At 40.9% G+C, this 17087-nt stretch carries 20 protein-coding genes; 15 read left to right on the top strand and 5 right to left on the bottom strand.

Annotated elements, in window-relative coordinates:
* Positions 1–87 precede the first annotated feature (87 nt).
* Both J0X13_RS02240 and J0X13_RS02235 read left to right on the top strand, forming a co-directional pair.
* Entirely contained in the window at positions 88–1779 is a 1692-nt protein-coding gene (locus J0X13_RS02240; RefSeq protein WP_207069852.1) for a M23 family metallopeptidase, read from the top strand.
* Positions 1780–1913: 134 nt separating this feature from the next.
* Complete coding sequence (locus J0X13_RS02235; protein ID WP_207069851.1) at positions 1914–2561, top strand: hypothetical protein; 648 nt, start codon at positions 1914–1916, stop codon at positions 2559–2561.
* Here the strand turns inward: J0X13_RS02235 and J0X13_RS02230 are convergent, their stop codons facing one another.
* Positions 2562–3710, bottom strand: a complete 1149-nt coding sequence (locus tag J0X13_RS02230; RefSeq protein ID WP_207069850.1) for a cysteine desulfurase family protein — start codon at positions 3708–3710, stop codon at positions 2562–2564.
* Positions 3711–3820: 110 nt separating this feature from the next.
* On the opposite strand from J0X13_RS02230, the gene J0X13_RS02225 reads away from it, so the two are divergent.
* Positions 3821–4342 carry a hypothetical protein gene (locus tag J0X13_RS02225; protein WP_207069849.1) on the top strand — a complete coding sequence of 174 codons (522 nt, stop codon included), beginning with the start codon at positions 3821–3823 and terminating at the stop codon, positions 4340–4342.
* Here the strand turns inward: J0X13_RS02225 and J0X13_RS02220 are convergent.
* Positions 4339–4881: a DUF8465 domain-containing protein gene (locus J0X13_RS02220; RefSeq protein WP_207069848.1), complete on the bottom strand. Its 543-nt coding sequence runs from the start codon at positions 4879–4881 to the stop codon at positions 4339–4341. The genes J0X13_RS02225 and J0X13_RS02220 overlap by 4 nt on opposite strands.
* Before the next feature lie 80 nt (positions 4882–4961).
* On the opposite strand from J0X13_RS02220, the gene J0X13_RS02215 reads away from it, so the two are divergent.
* Genes J0X13_RS02215 through J0X13_RS02205 form a run of 3 tightly spaced genes read left to right on the top strand, consistent with a single transcriptional unit; the run spans position 4962 to position 5940 of the window.
* Positions 4962–5282: a DUF2752 domain-containing protein gene (locus tag J0X13_RS02215; RefSeq protein WP_313786206.1), complete on the top strand. Its 321-nt coding sequence runs from the start codon at positions 4962–4964 to the stop codon at positions 5280–5282.
* Positions 5283–5294: 12 nt separating this feature from the next.
* Complete coding sequence (locus J0X13_RS02210) at positions 5295–5621, top strand: CCC motif membrane protein (protein WP_207069847.1); 327 nt, start codon at positions 5295–5297, stop codon at positions 5619–5621.
* Between the two features lie 7 nt (positions 5622–5628).
* The gene (locus tag J0X13_RS02205; RefSeq protein ID WP_207069846.1) at positions 5629–5940 is read left to right on the top strand and encodes a CCC motif membrane protein; all 312 of its coding nucleotides are present in this window, start codon (positions 5629–5631) and stop codon (positions 5938–5940) included.
* Here J0X13_RS02205 and recQ read toward each other — a convergent pair.
* Positions 5937–8138: a DNA helicase RecQ gene (recQ, locus tag J0X13_RS02200; RefSeq protein ID WP_207069845.1), complete on the bottom strand. Its 2202-nt coding sequence runs from the start codon at positions 8136–8138 to the stop codon at positions 5937–5939. The two genes, J0X13_RS02205 and recQ, sit on opposite strands and share 4 nt — an antisense overlap.
* A gap of 185 nt (positions 8139–8323) precedes the next feature.
* Here recQ and J0X13_RS02195 point away from each other — a divergent pair, with 185 nt between their 5' ends.
* The 4 genes from J0X13_RS02195 to lptB are packed head-to-tail and all read left to right on the top strand — an operon-like array spanning position 8324 to position 11269.
* A complete protein-coding gene (locus tag J0X13_RS02195; protein ID WP_207069844.1) occupies positions 8324–9289 on the top strand; it encodes a KpsF/GutQ family sugar-phosphate isomerase in 966 nt (321 codons plus the stop codon).
* The gene (gene tatC, locus J0X13_RS02190) at positions 9289–10131 is read left to right on the top strand and encodes a twin-arginine translocase subunit TatC (protein WP_207069843.1); all 843 of its coding nucleotides are present in this window, start codon (positions 9289–9291) and stop codon (positions 10129–10131) included. The genes J0X13_RS02195 and tatC overlap by 1 nt, the downstream gene beginning before the upstream one ends.
* Complete coding sequence (locus tag J0X13_RS02185; RefSeq protein WP_207069842.1) at positions 10121–10471, top strand: carboxymuconolactone decarboxylase family protein; 351 nt, start codon at positions 10121–10123, stop codon at positions 10469–10471. Before tatC ends, J0X13_RS02185 begins: the two co-directional genes overlap by 11 nt.
* Positions 10472–10528: 57 nt before the next feature.
* Positions 10529–11269: an LPS export ABC transporter ATP-binding protein gene (gene lptB, locus J0X13_RS02180; RefSeq protein ID WP_207069841.1), complete on the top strand. Its 741-nt coding sequence runs from the start codon at positions 10529–10531 to the stop codon at positions 11267–11269.
* Between the two features lie 7 nt (positions 11270–11276).
* Here lptB and J0X13_RS15680 read toward each other — a convergent pair whose 3' ends face one another.
* Together J0X13_RS15680 and J0X13_RS02170 are read right to left on the bottom strand one after the other, a co-directional pair.
* Complete coding sequence (locus tag J0X13_RS15680; RefSeq protein WP_207069840.1) at positions 11277–11741, bottom strand: PH domain-containing protein; 465 nt, start codon at positions 11739–11741, stop codon at positions 11277–11279.
* Positions 11725–12456, bottom strand: a complete 732-nt coding sequence (locus tag J0X13_RS02170) for a CDP-alcohol phosphatidyltransferase family protein (RefSeq protein WP_207069839.1) — start codon at positions 12454–12456, stop codon at positions 11725–11727. Before J0X13_RS02170 ends, J0X13_RS15680 begins: the two co-directional genes overlap by 17 nt.
* 101 nt (positions 12457–12557) lie before the next feature.
* Here J0X13_RS02170 and J0X13_RS02165 point away from each other — a divergent pair, with 101 nt between their 5' ends.
* The 5 genes from J0X13_RS02165 to J0X13_RS02145 all read left to right on the top strand — a co-directional run bounded on the left by J0X13_RS02165 (position 12558) and on the right by J0X13_RS02145 (position 16981).
* On the top strand, positions 12558–13727 hold the full coding sequence (locus tag J0X13_RS02165; protein WP_242535595.1) for a lipoprotein N-acyltransferase Lnb domain-containing protein: 1170 nt from the start codon (positions 12558–12560) through the stop codon (positions 13725–13727).
* A gap of 21 nt (positions 13728–13748) precedes the next feature.
* Entirely contained in the window at positions 13749–15620 is a 1872-nt protein-coding gene (locus tag J0X13_RS02160) for an ABC-F family ATP-binding cassette domain-containing protein (protein ID WP_207069837.1), read from the top strand.
* Positions 15621–15767: 147 nt separating this feature from the next.
* Positions 15768–16124, top strand: a complete 357-nt coding sequence (locus J0X13_RS02155) for a hypothetical protein (RefSeq protein WP_207069836.1) — start codon at positions 15768–15770, stop codon at positions 16122–16124.
* Positions 16125–16141: 17 nt separating this feature from the next.
* Positions 16142–16303, top strand: coding sequence for a hypothetical protein (locus J0X13_RS02150; protein ID WP_207069835.1), 162 nt, complete (start codon positions 16142–16144; stop codon positions 16301–16303).
* Positions 16304–16423: 120 nt separating this feature from the next.
* Complete coding sequence (locus tag J0X13_RS02145) at positions 16424–16981, top strand: cob(I)yrinic acid a,c-diamide adenosyltransferase (RefSeq protein WP_207069834.1); 558 nt, start codon at positions 16424–16426, stop codon at positions 16979–16981.
* Positions 16982–17087 lie beyond the last annotated feature (106 nt).

Raw genomic sequence — 17087 nt, 5'->3', positions numbered from 1 at the left:
AGCATTGCTTTAAGCCTTATGGAAAGGATTAAATCTTTTCTCAAATCAAAACATTGGTTACATTCGTATGGAATTATTGATTTTCATATGCGTTGCAACTTTTTTTTAGTCCTTTTTTTAATTGCATTATATCTTCCTGCCCAGAAAAAGTACCCTCAAGATACATTTCGTGCCCCATTGGATATTCCCTTGGTTTTGGCAGGAACTTTTGGTGAGCTTCGTTCCAATCATTTTCATTCAGGAATGGACATTAAGACCCAACAAAGGGAAGGACTTCCGGTTTTTGCCATTAGCGACGGTACAGTGACCCGTATAAAAATTTCTCATTGGGGATATGGTAAGGCCTTGTACGTAGCGCACCCAAATGGTTACACATCGGTATATGCACACCTTCAAAAATTTGGGCCCGAAATAGAAGAATATGTAAAAAAAGTACAGTACGAGAAGCAATCGTACGAGGTGGAAATATTTCCGGATTATGGAGAACTCAAGGTAACCAGGGGAAGCACCATAGCCTACTCAGGAAACACCGGGAGCTCTGCTGGACCACATCTTCATTTTGAAATACGAAACAGCGTAAATGGGAAGCCCACGAACCCTTTGCTTTACGGTTATGAGGTCAGGGATGCCACAGACCCAACTTTATTGGGGCTTTATGGTTACCCATTGTCCGAAGATGCCTTGATCAATCAGAGTGCAGACAAAATCCAGCTAAATTATACACGACAATCGGATGGTTCCTATTTGGCCGATAAGGTCACGGCCATCGGCACCATAGGTTTAGGTATCAACAGTTTTGATCGTTTGGACATGGCAGCCAACAAAAACGGTGTGTACGCCATAAAGCAAACAGTAAACGGGAGGGTCTATTCCGAATTCGATTTTGATTCCTTCTCCTTTGGAGAAACACGGTACATTAACACGCTTATCGATTATGCCCATTTTTACGACCATAGGCAAAAAATCCAGAAATGTTTCAGGGAACCGTACAATCATTTGAGTATTTACAAAACCCTGTACAACGATGGTAAAATTGATATTGAAGAAGGAATGTCCTACAATGTGGAGTTATTGATTTCAGATTTGGCAGGAAACACCACAAAACTTGTTATCCCCTTTGAAGGGAAAAAAGAAGAGAAGAAAATTGACAAAGCAAATGCTGTTACAGAAGACTTTGTGATTGCCAACAAGCCCAACAATTTTGATCTTGGTGCTGCCAAAGTCTATTTCCCAGCGAACACCTTCTACGAAGATTTCTTCATTCACCTGGAAAAAGGCTCCGACACCATTACCATTCATGATAACAGTGTGGCGGCACATCGTAATTTCACCATTAGTTTTGACCCCACCAAATACTCCGAAGCAGATAGAAAACAACTGTTTATTGCACATTTGGACAGCAAAATGAGGCCCTCTTACTCAAAAACATACAAACGAGATGGCTCTTTTACCACCAGAACCCGAACACTGGGAACCTATACCCTCGTAAAGGACAGTGTTGCACCAGAAGTAAGACCCAGAAATTTTAAGGAAAAACAATGGTTGAGCAATTATAGTTATTTAAGCCTCACGATTTCGGATGACCTAAGTGGTATAGACTTCTATTCCGCCACCTTGAACGGTAAATGGATACTGATGGAATACGAACCCAAGACAAACACCATAACCTATAATTTTGACGATAACATCACCAATGACACGGAATGTGAATTAAAAGTGACGGTTACGGACAATGTAGGCAACTCCACAACCTTTGTTGGCAATTTTTTCAGGAAATAGGCTTACTTTTGCAATCGAAAAAAATCGATTAATCCATAAATCATTATTTTTTCACATCAGCCCATTATCACATCAACCAAATTTTTTGCAACTCGGAGCCAATAAATCAGGATTATTGAACTAAAAACAGATTAATGAAAAAAATTGTCCTTGTTTTCATCCTTTTGACCACTGCGATGGCATCCGCTCAAAAAAATATTTACGAGAATCTCAGGTTTGATGAACTTACCGATGATCATGAAATTTTGGCCATTGTTCCGTTCATAGCGCATTTAGAGTTAAAAAAAGCGGTTGACAGGAATGAACTGAGCGTATTGGCAGAAAAAGAAGGTTATGCGGTACAGAACGCATTGGAAACCTATTTTTCCAAACGGAAAAAACGAAAAAAGTTCAATGTTGATTTCCAGAACATTATGAACACCAATGCTATTTTGGCACAAAACAATATCCACTACGATAACATTGACACCTATACCACACAGGAATTGTGCAAAATTCTGGATGTAGATGGGATCATTAGCGGCAACCTTAACCTCAACATCCTACTTTCAAAAGGAGTTCCCACAGACTTTAGCATATTGGATTATTTTAGTGGAAATGCCAACTATGGTCGAATCGGAGTCAAGATCAGTGATGGTGATACGGGCAAATTACTTTGGAAATACGAGAACGAAATTTCCAAAAAAACAGGTAAGAACACCACGGAACTCATCGATAAAATGATGAAAACCGCATCCAGAAAATTTCCTTACGACAGGGAAAAAAGAAGGAACAGAAACTAATTAATTGTTCGCGAACTCTTTTAACACCTCAACGGTGTAATCGATCTCTTCCTTGGTATTGTAAAAGGAAAAAGAGAATCTCAGGCTCGGCTTTTCCAACTCTGCCCCGGATAAAATTTCAGACAGTACATGGGAACCTTGGTCACTACCGGATTGGCAGGCACTTCCTTTGGAACAGGCAATACCCTTCATGTCCAAATGAAACAATAGCATGAGACTTTTTTGCTTATCAAACGGTAACCGGATATTGGTCAAGGTATAGGTGCTTTTCTCCAAATCTCCAGAAAGGCCATTACAAACTGCATCGGGCATTTCTTGCTCCATCCTTTCCAAGAAATATTTTTTAAGTCCCTTTACTTTTTTAGTTTCCTCATCCAAGTGTTCATAAGCCCGTACAAAAGCCTCTTCCAAACCAACAATATTATGGAAGGGTTCTGTACCCGCCCTAAAACCTCTTTCTTGTGCACCACCGACAATCAATGGTTTCAATCCGGAATTCTTACGGATAAAGGCAAACCCAATTCCTTTTGGCCCGTGAAATTTATGGGCTGCAGCCGTCATAAAATCAATGGATACGGCTTGTACATCCCAAGGATAATGACCTATGGATTGCACCGTATCCGAATGAAAAAGCGCGTCGTTTGCTTTACAAAGTTCACCAACCGCAGCTATATCCGTTATATTTCCGATCTCGTTGTTCACATGCATCAAACTGACCAATTTTTTGGAATCGTCCTTCTTCAGCAAGCTTTCTAGGTGGTCCATTTTTGGGTTGCCGAACTCATCCAAATCCACATACCGAACATTGATGTTATATTCCTTTTCAAGTTCCTCAACAGTATGGAGCACAGCATGGTGCTCTATTTTGGATGTGATAATGGTTTCAACCCCCAAATCTCTTACCGCACAACGTAAAATCATGTTATCAGCCTCTGTACCGCCCGAAGTAAATATTATTTCGGATGGATGTGCATTCAAGGTTTTTGCAATTGTTTTTCTTGCTTGTTCCACTGCAGTTTTTGCCGACCTTCCAAAACTATGGGTGGATGATGGGTTACCGTAGTGTTCGGCGAGCGCCTCTTGCATTCGCGCTATTACCTCATCCCTTACCTGCGTTGTCGCAGCATTATCCAGATACACTTTTTGCATGGCTGAGTTCACTTTTTAACACGTGCAAAAGTACGTGAAATAAAGTTAATTTCGATTAAAGTCTAACTTAGAATTGGGGTATTAAAATGGATTTACATTAAATTTGGAGCATGAGAAAATTTATCTTTTCAATCGTTGGTTTGGTTTTGCTATTTTCTTGCAGTGATGGTGATTTAGAGATCGAGACCATTGATTTTGATAGTGTTTCTGCGCAATCTTGCAGTGCCCTTATCCCTACATCCACCAATTTGTTATTCAAAATAAACAATACCGAAGCCCTTATCTTAGAGCTTCAAAGTGGTGTGCTGAACAATGGGGTGGTAGGAGAAACTGTGACTACTGAAAGCTCGGTACCCAACCAATCCCAAGTAATCTACCGAATTTTTTCCGATGGGGTGGACAACGGCTATTTTTGTGATAACATACCTCCGGCCCAACCCACTGTAATCGATGAGGTTGAAGCAGAAGATGGAATGGTGATCGTTGAAACTGCTGTTGACCCCAATGATGCCGGCGTATTTGTTCACACCATAAGTTTGAGCGGTATTTCCTTTGTAACGGAAAGTGGTGAGCGTATTACCAATTTGACCATAAGCCAGTTTGGGGAGGTAACCACAAATGTTCCCAATTAACCGTTCTGATAAATATACACCTCGGTAGCTCCAAGACCGTATTTTTGATAATCAGCATCATAAAATTTTACATTGTCATATCTATTGAACAGATAATGTAACTCTTCTTTTAAGACGCCCTCTCCCACTCCATGGATAAAAACCACTTTTTGAATCCGTTTTCGGATAGCAAAATCCAATTGCCGTTTAGCAGTCTCCAATTGTACATTGAGCATGTCGTAGTTGCTCATACCCTTACTTGATTTTACCAGTTGATGAATGTGCAAGTCCACCTCCATTTTGGGAGCGCTGCGTTCCTTGGGTTTAATGGTGGGTGCTTTTCTTCTTTTTGGAATTTCCTTTTCCTTTTTGATTTTGGCCACTTCGAAGTTCGACACCGAAATATCACCTTCAATTTTAACCAGGTCGGCCGTATCGTAATGCATCGGAAAACCATCATCCGTGATCAAGGTCACCTCATCGCCGTCCACTTTTTGTACAATGCCCGCAATTGCTTCATCCAACACCTCTGCCCTATCTCCGATGGAAAACTTGCCCATAATTAATTGTTGTGGTAAAAAATGACGTAAAAATTAAACCCGAATACAAAAATAATAGTATTTTTCGGCTACTACAGACTATGATGTACCTAACACCAACCATAAACGCCATCAGCTTAAAGGACTATATGCTGCCTTGTCTCAACAAACAGCTATTAGGGCTGGACTGCCCTGGTTGTGGAATGCAGCGCTCAGTTGATTTATTGATTCATGGTGAGTTTTTGGCTGCATTTCAAATGTATCCGGCTATTTATCCCATTTTGGTCCTTCTCGTATTCTTAATTACGAGCACTTTTTTAAAATTCAAGCATTCCCAACAAATCAAGATGGTTCTTATGTTCATAACAGCGGGTACCATTATAGTGAGTTATATCCTAAAAATGCATAACCTTTTTAATTAAAAACTTTAAATTATGGAACAACAAAAACTTCCAAACGCAACCCTGATCATCGTTTTTGGCATCATTTCTATAATAACTTGTTGCTGCTACGGTGTCATCGGACTTATTTTCGGTGTAATTGGATTGGTATTGGCCAATAAGGCATTGAAACTTTACGCGGAAAACCCAGAAATGTACGAAGACGTAAAAAACGTAAAAACAGGTAGAATTCTATCCATTATAGGTATTGTTTTAAACGTAATCTATTTGTTATTGTCTATCTGGGCCATTTCCAAATTTGGATGGGACACCTTGCAAGACCCGGAAAAAATGCAAGAAATTCTAGAACAATATCAATAATAACGATATGAGTCAACAACCCTTACCCGGGGCAAGCACAGTGTTGACAATGGGGATACTCTCCATTGTCGGCACTTTGATATGCTGTGGCCCTTTTGGCGCTATTTTTAGCATTATCGGTTTGGTAAAAGCCAAGACGGCCACCCAATTGTACGAATCAAGCCCAGAAAGTTATACCGATTACAGCAATGTGAAAACGGGTAAAATATTATCCTACGTAGGATTGGGACTATCCTTGATTTCCTTGGTATTCGTAATCCTTTATTTTGGGTTTATTGTAGCGGCAATTACCACAGGTGAGTTGAGTCGCGAATTTTAATTCGCGACTTCACTTATAAATTTAAGGCGGTACAAACGAAGTTCTTCATCCTCGTAGTCGCCTTCAAACTCATCTACGGCAGCTGTAATGGAATCGCTATCCGCTTCCAGAAAGTAGTCGTGGATTTCTTCTTGTTGGTCCTCATCCAAAATCTCATCGATCCAGTAACCAATATTCAGCTTGGTTCCACTGAATACAATTTGCTCCATCTCTTTGATCAATTCGGGCAGTTCCAATCCTTTGGCAGAAGCAATATCATCCAAAGGTAATTTTCTGTCCACACTTTGTATTACATAAAGTTTTAAACCGGAATTCGCACCTGTGCTTTTAACCACAAGATCATCCGGCCTTGTGATGTCGTTTTCCTCGACATATTTAGAAATAAGGTCCACAAACGGTTTTCCATATTTTTTTGCTTTACCCTCACCCACACCTTGAATGTTGATCATTTCTTGCATGGTAATTGGGTATTTAAGGGACATATCCTCTAAAGATGGGTCTTGAAATACCACAAAAGGCGGCACTTCCCTTTTTTGAGCCTCTTTTTTACGGAGGTCACGAAGTAATTTCAATAATTGGTCGTCCGCAACGGCGCCTCCCGATTTTTCAGCGGTAACAATGTTGCCCGTATCTTCTTTTGAATAAACATGGTCTTTCGTCATCATAAAAGACTCTGGGTTATCTAAGTACTTTTTACCCTCTTTGGTCAAATGAAGAATACCATATCGCTCAATTTCCTTTTTTAGAAGCCCTGCAACCAATACTTGTCTTGTCAAGGCCATCCAAAATTCCTTGTTCTTATCCTTCCCTATGCCAAAAAAACTTTTTTCGTCGGTTTTATGGGAAGATATCATGGCGTTGGTCTTACCCACCAAAACCTTCACAATCTCTTTGGTCTTGAACTTCTCTTTGGTATCCTTGACCACGTTCAAAAGTTTCACCACCTCCTCTTTGGCCTCTTCTTTGGGCTTAGGGTTTCTGGCATTATCGTCCATATCGGCTCCTTCACCATTAACCTCATCAAAATCTTCGCCGAAATAATGTAGTATAAATTTTCTTCGGGACATGGATGTTTCTGCATAGGCTACAATTTCCTGTAACAGGGCATTTCCAATTTCCTGTTCCGCCACGGGTTTGCCCGACATAAATTTCTCCAGTTTTTCAACATCCTTATAGGCGTAGTAAGCCAAGCAATGCCCTTCGCCACCGTCCCTACCGGCGCGGCCGGTTTCTTGATAATAACTTTCAATGCTCTTGGGAATATCGTGGTGGATCACAAAACGAACATCGGGTTTATCAATACCCATTCCGAAGGCAATGGTGGCCACAACCACATCCACTTCTTCCATCAAAAACATATCTTGGTACTTGGAGCGCGTCTTGGCATCGAACCCTGCATGATAGGGCACGGCACTTATTCCGTTTACCTGAAGCACTTGTGCCAATTCCTCCACCCTTTTACGACTCAGGCAATAGATGATTCCCGATTTTCCTTGATTTTGCTTTACAAAACGGATTATATCAGCATCAACATCTTTTGTTTTGGGACGAACCTCATAAAATAAGTTAGGGCGGTTAAACGATGCCTTGAAAACTTTGGCATCTGTCATACCCAAGTTTTTAATGATGTCCTCCTGCACCTTTGGCGTAGCGGTTGCCGTAAGCCCTATGATTGGAATGTTATCGCCCAATCGATTGATGATCCCACGGAGGTTTCGGTATTCGGGTCTAAAATCGTGTCCCCATTCCGATATGCAGTGGGCTTCATCCACTGCGACAAAGGAAAGTTTTACGTTTTTCAAAAAATCAACATTCTCTTCCTTTGTCAAGGATTCCGGTGCCACATAAAGCAATTTGGTCACTCCGTTAACGATATCTTCTTTCACTTGCTTCACCTCGGTTTTGGTCAAAGAAGAGTTCAAAACGTGTGCAATACCGTGCTGCTCTGATATTCCCCGTATAGCATCAACTTGGTTTTTCATCAAGGCGATCAAAGGGGAAACAACAATTGCGGTTCCCTCTTTCATGAGAGCCGGTAATTGATAGCACAGTGATTTCCCTCCACCTGTGGGCATAATCACGAAAGTATCGTTGTCACTCAGAATATTCCGGATTACATCTTCCTGCAATCCTTTAAACTTTGAAAAACCAAAATATTTTTTGAGCGAGGAATGCAAATCAGTGTTCATTAGGCTCATTTCCGCATTTTCAATTAATTACAAGCAACCTAAAAGGCAGTTGAAGCTTTCATTTTAAACCATTCGATTACAGAAGAATCTATTCTCACTTCCATAATAGTCTGTAAAAGATAGTTTGATTAGTTTTGTAATCTTAAATATAAGACATTCTTTTAGGAATACAATCAGTTAATCGGTTAATTACTTTGAGCGACACCAAGTCAATTTTATCCATAGCAAAGCGGACCCTTGAAATCGAGAGCAAGGCCATAGCTAATTTAATTGGTCTTCTGGACGACCAATTTGCGCAAGCTGTCCAGTATATTTTAGAATCGGACGGAAGGGTGATTGTTTCGGGCGTGGGGAAAAGCGCTATAATCGCCTCGAAAATTGTGGCCACATTAAACTCCACAGGAACCCCGGCCATATTTATGCATGCTGCCGATGCCATACACGGAGATTTGGGCACCATCCAGCAAAACGATGTGGTCATCTGCTTATCCAAAAGCGGGAATACACCGGAAATCAAAGCGTTGCTGCCATTGATTAAAATTGCAAACCACAAACTTATCGGTATTACGGGCAATATGGATTCTGTATTGGCCAAACAGGCAGATTTTGTACTCAACACCTATGTGGAAAAAGAGGCGTGCCCGAACAATCTGGCTCCCACAACCAGCACATCGGCCCAAATGGCCATGGGAGATGCACTCGCCATATGCTTATTGGAACTAAAAGGATTCAGTAGTTCCGATTTTGCCAAATATCACCCTGGTGGAGCATTGGGAAAGAAGCTATATTTGCGTGTTGCGGATATTGTGGTGAACAATCAAAAACCCCAAGTCGATATCAATACCAAAGTAAAGGACGTTATTGTAGAAATATCTGAAAAAATGCTAGGTGTTACCGCTGTATTGGATCAAGGTAAAGTGGTTGGTATTGTTACCGATGGAGACGTAAGAAGAATGTTGAGCAAATACGATAATATAAGTGGACTGACCGCTAGGGACATTATGACATCCAACCCTAAAACAATTGATGTGGACACTTTGGCGATCAAGGCCCTAAAATTGTTACAGGAGAAAAGCATATCCCAATTATTGGCCTTTGATGGCGATAATTATGCAGGCGTGGTCCATATCCATAACCTTATAAACGAGGGAATCCTATAATGGCTAAAAAAGAGAGAAAAAATCCAGATGAAATGTCCTTTTTGGATCATTTGGAAGAGTTACGTTGGCATTTGGTGCGCTCCACTTTGGCAGTTGTGATCATTGCATGTCTGGCCTTTGTATTCAGGAGCTTTATTTTTGATACGATATTGTTCGGTCCCAAGAACATGGATTTCCCGACCTATCAGTTTTTCTGTAACATTGGAAAGTTCTTTGGGGTAGATTCAGAATTCTGTGGTGACACCATTCCGTTTACCATACAGAGTAGATTGATGGCCGGGCAGTTTTCCGCACATATCTGGACTTCCATATGGGCGGGTGTCATACTTGGCTTCCCCTACATTCTTTGGGAACTTTGGAAATTCATCAGTCCCGGACTTTACGAAAACGAAAGAAAGCATTCCAAGGGATTCATTATTACAGCCTCAGGATTGTTCTTCCTTGGGGTATTATTCGGATATTATATAGTAGCACCCCTGTCGATCAACTTTTTGGGCTCCTACCAAGTAAGTAAAGAAGTATTGAACGAAATAGACCTCGGGTCCTATATCGGAACCGTTAGGGCTTCGGTAATTGCCTGTGGAATCATGTTTGAATTGCCCATCGTTATTTTCTTTTTGACGAAAGTTGGATTGGTAACCCCTGAGATCCTCAAGAAATACAGGAAGATAGCCTTGGTAATTATCCTGATATTATCCGCAATCATTACACCCCCGGATATCACAAGTCAAATTATCGTGTGTATACCCGTACTTGTTTTATATCAGGTAAGTATTTTTATTTCGAGAATGGTAGTCAAAAAAGAAGAAAGAAAAGAGAAAGCAAGAAAAAATGCCAAATAAAGTAGAAGAGTTCAATGCCTATCGTGCCAAGATGAACGATAAGCTGCTTGCCGAGAACAACAAGCTGATCAAACGTATATTCAATCTTGATACCAATGCCTTTATGAAGGGCGCTTTGGATGTTAAGACCAAGGAGCTTTTGGGACTGGTAGCCTCTGCGGTACTACGTTGTGACGATTGTGTAAAGTACCACTTGGAAAGTTCCAAAGAAGCAGGTGCCAACAAAGAAGAAGTTATGGAGACCCTTGGTATAGCCACTTTGGTAGGCGGAACCATTGTAATCCCCCACTTGCGACGCGCCTATGAGTATTGGGAAGATTTGGAAGAAAGCGAAGCTTAAAAAAATCCAAAAGACCATACGGTAGACAAAGAATATGTTTAGTTTTGGCAAATTCCTATGAAGCTACGCGCAGAAAATATAATGAAGGCCTACCGAGGCCGTAAGGTTGTTAAGGGCATTTCCCTGGAAGTAAATCAAGGTGAGATTGTTGGGCTGTTAGGCCCCAATGGAGCCGGAAAGACCACATCATTCTACATGATCGTTGGTTTGATAAAGCCCAATGGCGGCAATATCTATTTGGATGGCACCAACATAACCAGCTTCCCTATGTATAAAAGGGCACAGCACGGTATCGGTTATTTGGCGCAAGAAGCTTCTGTATTCCGAAAATTGAGCATCGAGAAAAACATCTTGAGCGTGCTGCAACTTACCAAGTTGAGCAAAAAGGAGCAGCACATGAAGATGGAGTCCCTTATCGATGAGTTTGGTTTAGGTCATATACGTAAAAACCGTGGTGACCTGTTGTCAGGTGGTGAACGTAGACGTACCGAGATTGCCCGAGCCTTGGCAACCGACCCTAAGTTTATTCTGCTGGATGAACCCTTCGCAGGAGTTGACCCCGTGGCCGTAGAGGACATTCAACGTATTGTTGCCCAGTTGAAGAACAAAAACATCGGTATACTGATTACAGACCATAACGTACAGGAAACCTTGGCCATTACAGAGCGTTCTTACCTTATGTTCGAAGGTGGTATTCTAAAAGCTGGGATACCCGAGGAACTTGCTGTGGATGAAATGGTGAGAAAAGTCTATCTTGGGCAGAACTTTGAGCTACGTAAAAAGAAGCTTGATTTTTAACGTTCCCTTACTTCCTATTTTTCTTTTTCAATTCAACTTGAATAGATGGCGAAAGGCGCTTTAAGTGTTCGATAAACTTCATTTTACTTTTTGGAGAGATAACGGTGCTACTGTATCTCCCATAATAAACTTCCAAACGATCCAAGGAAGCTGCAGGAGAACTTAATGGATTGTTTGACTCTACTATCCTTGTGATATCTTTAATCGGAATGCTTTTTTTAATGAAGAAAAACACTGTGACCGTTAAAGCTTCATCGGTAACTTCATAAGAAACGGAGAAAAACAGTGCGATAAAGGCAAACATGATTGCAAACTGAACAATCACACCGACCAAACTGCTTTTTCCAAAGCTGATCACAATGCCTATACCAAAAATCAGAAGAACGGGAACAAGCAGTTCCAATCCTACCTTGGATGGATAAACAACACTATGGGAAGTGCCTTTCTCCTTAAAGTCATGCGGCTTTTCCACCTCCATCGATCAAAGACATCAGAATATAAACAATGATAATCACAGGTATGGCCAAAAAGCGTAGGGTCAACAACAATATAAGACTTCCAATGATGAACAGATACCGAATTCCGTTATCCTTAAAACTCCAGTTTTTAAACTTTAAAGCAAACAACTGTATGGGGGAGTTCAATAAATATGAACTTAAAACCGTAAGAATCACCAAAAACCATGGGTTTAAGATGATGTTGCTCAGCACTTCGTTGTTATGGTACAGAAGAATCATTGGCAATGATAGAATCAAAAGTGCGTTCGCTGGCGTTGGCAATCCCACAAAAGATGACACTTGATCTTCATCCACGTTAAACTTGGCCAATCGGTAGGCCGAAGCCAAGGTTATGGCAAAACCAACGAAAGGTAACAATGTAAATTCGGTATCATGCCCAATAAAACCTAGGTTCCACCCTCCTCTTTCTGCCATGCTCAGTAATTGAAACATGACCACGCCTGGCACCAATCCGCTGGTGATCACATCGGCCAGCGAATCCAATTGTATTCCTATTTCACTCTGTACGTTCAACGCACGTGCGGCAAGACCATCAAAAAAATCAAAGAAAATTCCAATGAACACAAAAAGTGCGGCCCACTCCAAATGATTGAGCACCGCAAATACCGTGGCAATACAACCGCTTAACACGTTGAGCAAGGTTAAAAAATTGGGAATATAGGACTTCATAAAATTAGGTTTCCGTAAAAATAACGGAAAAATTAAACTGTGGGCAAGGGATGGTGCACCGAGCCGTTTTTATTCTGATATTTGTTCTGATAAAATTCAGAATGAGACAAAAGCTCCATCTATTATTTTTTTGCTTCATCATCGGGAACTTTCTTTTTTCCCAAACCCCAGAGCTCACAGAAAGTTCAAAAGTAAGCTTGCTTACCTGTGCTACGGGCGATCAACTTTATTCTGCTTTTGGCCATACAGCTTTCCGTGTGCATGATCCTGCTTTGGGGATTGACGTGGTATACAACTATGGCACATTTGATTTTAATCAACCGAACTTTTATTTGAACTTTACCAAGGGTAAAATGATCTATTCCCTTTCCAGAACAAGTTTTGAAGCATTCCTTTACGAGTATGAATTGGAAAAAAGATGGGTGAAAGAGCAAATTTTGGACCTGAACCTTCAACAGCGTAATCAGCTCCTGGCATTTTTTGAGGAAAACTATCTGCCAGAAAACAGGGATTATCTTTATGACCCTTTACTGAATAACTGTTCCAGCATTACGGGAGTTATTTTAAAAGAACAATTTGGTGATGCCATTGTTTTCGATGGCTCGCATCTTGAGAAACAATACACATTCCGCCAGCTAGTCCGTCAATTTATGGACGTAAATACCTGGTCCATGTTTGGTATCGACTTGGCTTTTGGTTCCCCTGTGGATAGAAAGGCCACCGTGCAGGAACATATGTTTTTGCCCTATTATACCATGGACCAATTGCGGAACACTTCCTTAAATGGAAAACCTTTGGTAAAAAGGGAAAGAACTATTTTGAACTACAGCGAGCACACCCAAAGAAACTTTTTTCCGTTATCCCCTCTGTTTTGGTTTTTAATGCTCTTGGCTTTTACGGCCATTGTCACATATTTTGACTACAAACACAAAGCTCGTAGTCGCTGGTTGGATTTTTCACTTTTGTTCATAACAGGACTGGCAGGAACCTTTTTATTTCTACTTTGGGTAGCGGCCGACCATACCTCTACCCCATATAATTTCAATATGTTATGGGCATTTCCAGTAAATACAATCGTTGCCTTTACTTTAGTGTTCCAGGATAAAGTGCCACTATGGGCTCCAAAATATTTATGGTCAGCTCTAGGTCTAATGGCAATCATGCTTTTACTTTGGATAATTAAGGTACAGATTTTTTCCCCTGTGCTTATTCCGTTACTTTTGACCTTGGCCATTCGATACCTCTACATCATTAAGTATTCCAAATTATAGACTGGTACACAAACAACACCCATGAACTTATTAACGGTCGAAAACATATCAAAATCGTATGGGGAGCTGGTGCTCTTCTCGGATATCTCTTTTGGAATAAACAAAGACCAAAAGATAGCCCTTATTGCCAAGAATGGCAGTGGTAAAACCTCTATCCTCAACATTATGTCGGGGAAGGACACTTCCGAAACAGGCCAAGTGACCACACGCAAGGGAATCAAAATTTCGTTTTTGGAACAGGAACCCGAGTTGAACCCAAATTTGACCATCGAGGAGACCATTTTTACTACGGACAATGAAATCCTAAAAGTGATTTCCAACTACGAAAAGGCGGTGGAGAATCCGGAGAATACAGAGCAATACCAAAAAGCTTTTGAGGCTATGGAGCGTCTCAACGCTTGGGATTTTGAAACGCAGTACAAACAAATACTTTTTCAATTACAGCTCTCCAAGCTCGATGCAAAAGTGAGTACACTCTCGGGCGGACAGAAGAAGCGTTTGGCCTTGGCCAATGCGCTGCTCAACAAACCCGACCTATTGATATTGGATGAGCCGACCAACCACTTGGACCTTGAGATGATCGAGTGGCTGGAAACTTACTTCGCCAAGGAAAGCATAACCCTGTTTATGGTAACGCACGACCGCTATTTTTTGGATAGGGTCTGCAACGAGATATTGGAATTGGACAACAACCAGCTATACACATATAAGGGCAATTATTCCTATTATCTGAACGAAAAGGAGGCACGATTGGAACGTGAGGCGGTAGAGCAGCAAAAAACCAAAATGTTGTACAAAAAGGAGTTGGATTGGATGAGAAGACAACCCAAGGCACGTACCACAAAATCCAAATCACGTATCGATGACTTTGCCGAGATAAAAAAGCGTGCCCATCAAAGACGCCAAGAACACGAGGTGCAGCTGGAACTGAACATGGAGCGCTTGGGCAGCAAGATTTTGGAGCTCCACAACATTTCAAAATCCTACGGGGACAAAACCATTTTGGACAAGTTCGACTATAACTTCACCAAAGGTGAACGTGTGGGCATCATCGGAAAAAACGGAACGGGAAAATCCACTTTTTTGAACATTATCACCGAACAAGAAGATGTGGAAGGAGGAAAGGTAGTGGTAGGTGACACGGTGAAATTTGGCTACTACACCCAAAAGGGAATCCCGGATAAAGAAGGCCAAAAAGTTATCGATGTGATTCGCGAGTTCGGAGATTACATACCCTTAAAAAAAGGTAGACAGATCTCTGCCCAGCAACTATTGGAGCGTTTCCTTTTTGACCGTAAAAAACAATATGATTTTGTTGAAAAATTGAGCGGTGGGGAACGCAAACGATTGTATTTGTGCACCGTTCTCATTCAAAATCCCAATTTCCTGATTCTGGATGAGCCTACAAACGATTTGGATATTGTTACGCTCAATGTACTGGAAAGCTTTTTACTGGATTTCCCTGGATGCTTGATCGTGGTCTCACACGACCGTTATTTTATGGATAAAATTGTGGATCATTTATTTGTCTTCCGAGGGGATGGGGTTATAGAGGATTTCCCGGGCAACTACTCCGATTATCGAAGCTACGAGACCAGCAAAGTAATTGAAGAACGCGAAAACAAGACCACTTCTTCAGAAAAAACGGAAAACAATTGGAGAGATACCAGCGGCGGCAAACTTTCCTATTCGGAGCAAAAGGAATACAAACAACTGGAAAAGGACATCCAAAAACTGGAAGAGCAAAAAAAGAAGCTCCAGCACAAGTTCACAGACCCCGATTTGGATGGTGATGAAATTGCAAGCTTATCCATTGAACTCAACGAGGTGACCGACTCCATTGAAGAAAAAACAGAACGTTGGTTCGAGCTTTCTTCCATTTTAGAAGGATAGCGCATGTGGTTCCGATGCATTTCATATCTAAAGTTTTTATTTAAATCCACCAACGAGCATGGGGTACACTCCCCCTTTGTGTTCCAATATGTTACGCAATGCCTCTATTCCAAAAAAAAGCTGCACAAGAACAAAAGCATAAACGTATTGTTAAAGACCATCCGCTACTTCGGTTTTGAAAAGGTCTGCATCAAAAACAACGGAGCGGTAAAGGATTTGGTAAGGCAGACCTTTCCCAATATTCAATTTGATGAAAACTGCGTCGACCTTTTTTTCGTTGATGAAATGGATATTCCTTCCTTTCAAAAAATACATTCCGAAGGAAAATTACATAACAACAGTATTGTTTTGATCGACTCCATTTATGGCAACAAGGAAATTTTGCAACAGTGGAACCATTTGATTGCCTTGCCAGAAATAACGGTAAGCATTGATATGTACCATTGTGGTCTTATTTCCATCCGAAGGGAACAGGTAAAGGAGCATTTCACGATTCGAATTTAAAACGGTAATTTTAGGGTATGGAAAATATAGCCACAGATAACACCATTTGGTACGTACTTGCTGTATTGGGACTTATTTATCTGATTATTTTGTTCAGAAACAAAAAAGCGACAAAACGCAGAAAGTCACGCAAATTTATGGAGGGAAAACGCCAACACGATAAAAACAATGAGCAATGAAAAATGAGCAATGGACAAAAATCATTTGACATGCTACAATTAGCAACAACACTATAATATGCTAAGAAAGACTATGACCTGTAATTGTTAATTGATTATTGAAGATTGATAACGGACACCATGAAGATATACACCAAAACAGGGGACAAGGGCACCACATCGTTATTTACGGGCACCCGCGTTCCCAAACATCACGCCCGTATTGAAAGTTACGGGACCATAGATGAACTCAATTCCCATCTAGGACTTTTACGAGATCAAGAAATGGACGCCCATTCCAAAAAAAACCTGACCTTGATCCAAGAAAAGCTTTTTACCGTTGGTTCCATATTGGCGACAGAGCCCAATAAGGACAACAGACTTAAAATTCCCCGCATCGGCACCGAGGACATTGAATTTCTGGAGCAGGAAATGGACAAGATGAACGAGGAACTTCCGGAAATGACACATTTTATACTGCCTGGGGGGCACACTACGGTGTCATACTGTCATATCGCCAGAACAGTTTGCCGTCGTGGCGAACGTATGATTTCCTATTTACATGAAAATGAGCCAGTACCCGAGAACGTGCTTTCATACATTAACCGACTCTCGGACTATTTGTTTGTTTTGGCCCGTAAATTGTCAAAAGACCTGAAGGCCGAGGAGATAAAGTGGATTCCAGAGAAATTGGACTGAAAAAATCGCTTTTTTAACCCAATTGTTTTGCCAACAATAAAATAATTTTTAAATAATACAGTTTTTACTTGGCAAATTGAGTTTAAAAATTATTTTTGCAAAAAAT

It is taken from the genome of [Muricauda] lutisoli (nom. illeg.) (assembly GCF_017313105.1).
In the GTDB taxonomy this organism is placed as follows: domain Bacteria; phylum Bacteroidota; class Bacteroidia; order Flavobacteriales; family Flavobacteriaceae; genus Flagellimonas; species Flagellimonas lutisoli.
This window is presented reverse-complemented; position numbering and strand designations above follow the sequence as displayed.

What these genes read in the sequence shown, in the direction of transcription:
- J0X13_RS02240 (WP_207069852.1), top strand. Translation starts at nt 88, where the DNA reads ATGCGTTGCAACTTTTTTTTAGTCCTTTTTTTAATTGCATTATATCTT.
- J0X13_RS02235 (WP_207069851.1), top strand. Translation starts at nt 1,914, where the DNA reads ATGAAAAAAATTGTCCTTGTTTTCATCCTTTTGACCACTGCGATGGCA.
- J0X13_RS02230 (WP_207069850.1), bottom strand. Translation starts at nt 3,710, where the DNA reads ATGCAAAAAGTGTATCTGGATAATGCTGCGACAACGCAGGTAAGGGAT.
- J0X13_RS02225 (WP_207069849.1), top strand. Translation starts at nt 3,821, where the DNA reads ATGAGAAAATTTATCTTTTCAATCGTTGGTTTGGTTTTGCTATTTTCT.
- J0X13_RS02220 (WP_207069848.1), bottom strand. Translation starts at nt 4,881, where the DNA reads ATGGGCAAGTTTTCCATCGGAGATAGGGCAGAGGTGTTGGATGAAGCA.
- J0X13_RS02215 (WP_313786206.1), top strand. Translation starts at nt 4,962, where the DNA reads ATGATGTACCTAACACCAACCATAAACGCCATCAGCTTAAAGGACTAT.
- J0X13_RS02210 (WP_207069847.1), top strand. Translation starts at nt 5,295, where the DNA reads ATGGAACAACAAAAACTTCCAAACGCAACCCTGATCATCGTTTTTGGC.
- J0X13_RS02205 (WP_207069846.1), top strand. Translation starts at nt 5,629, where the DNA reads ATGAGTCAACAACCCTTACCCGGGGCAAGCACAGTGTTGACAATGGGG.
- recQ (WP_207069845.1), bottom strand. Translation starts at nt 8,138, where the DNA reads ATGAGCCTAATGAACACTGATTTGCATTCCTCGCTCAAAAAATATTTT.
- tatC (WP_207069843.1), top strand. Translation starts at nt 9,289, where the DNA reads ATGGCTAAAAAAGAGAGAAAAAATCCAGATGAAATGTCCTTTTTGGAT.
- J0X13_RS02185 (WP_207069842.1), top strand. Translation starts at nt 10,121, where the DNA reads ATGCCAAATAAAGTAGAAGAGTTCAATGCCTATCGTGCCAAGATGAAC.
- lptB (WP_207069841.1), top strand. Translation starts at nt 10,529, where the DNA reads ATGAAGCTACGCGCAGAAAATATAATGAAGGCCTACCGAGGCCGTAAG.
- J0X13_RS02170 (WP_207069839.1), bottom strand. Translation starts at nt 12,456, where the DNA reads ATGAAGTCCTATATTCCCAATTTTTTAACCTTGCTCAACGTGTTAAGC.
- J0X13_RS02165 (WP_242535595.1), top strand. Translation starts at nt 12,558, where the DNA reads ATGAGACAAAAGCTCCATCTATTATTTTTTTGCTTCATCATCGGGAAC.
- J0X13_RS02160 (WP_207069837.1), top strand. Translation starts at nt 13,749, where the DNA reads ATGAACTTATTAACGGTCGAAAACATATCAAAATCGTATGGGGAGCTG.
- J0X13_RS02150 (WP_207069835.1), top strand. Translation starts at nt 16,142, where the DNA reads ATGGAAAATATAGCCACAGATAACACCATTTGGTACGTACTTGCTGTA.
- J0X13_RS02145 (WP_207069834.1), top strand. Translation starts at nt 16,424, where the DNA reads ATGAAGATATACACCAAAACAGGGGACAAGGGCACCACATCGTTATTT.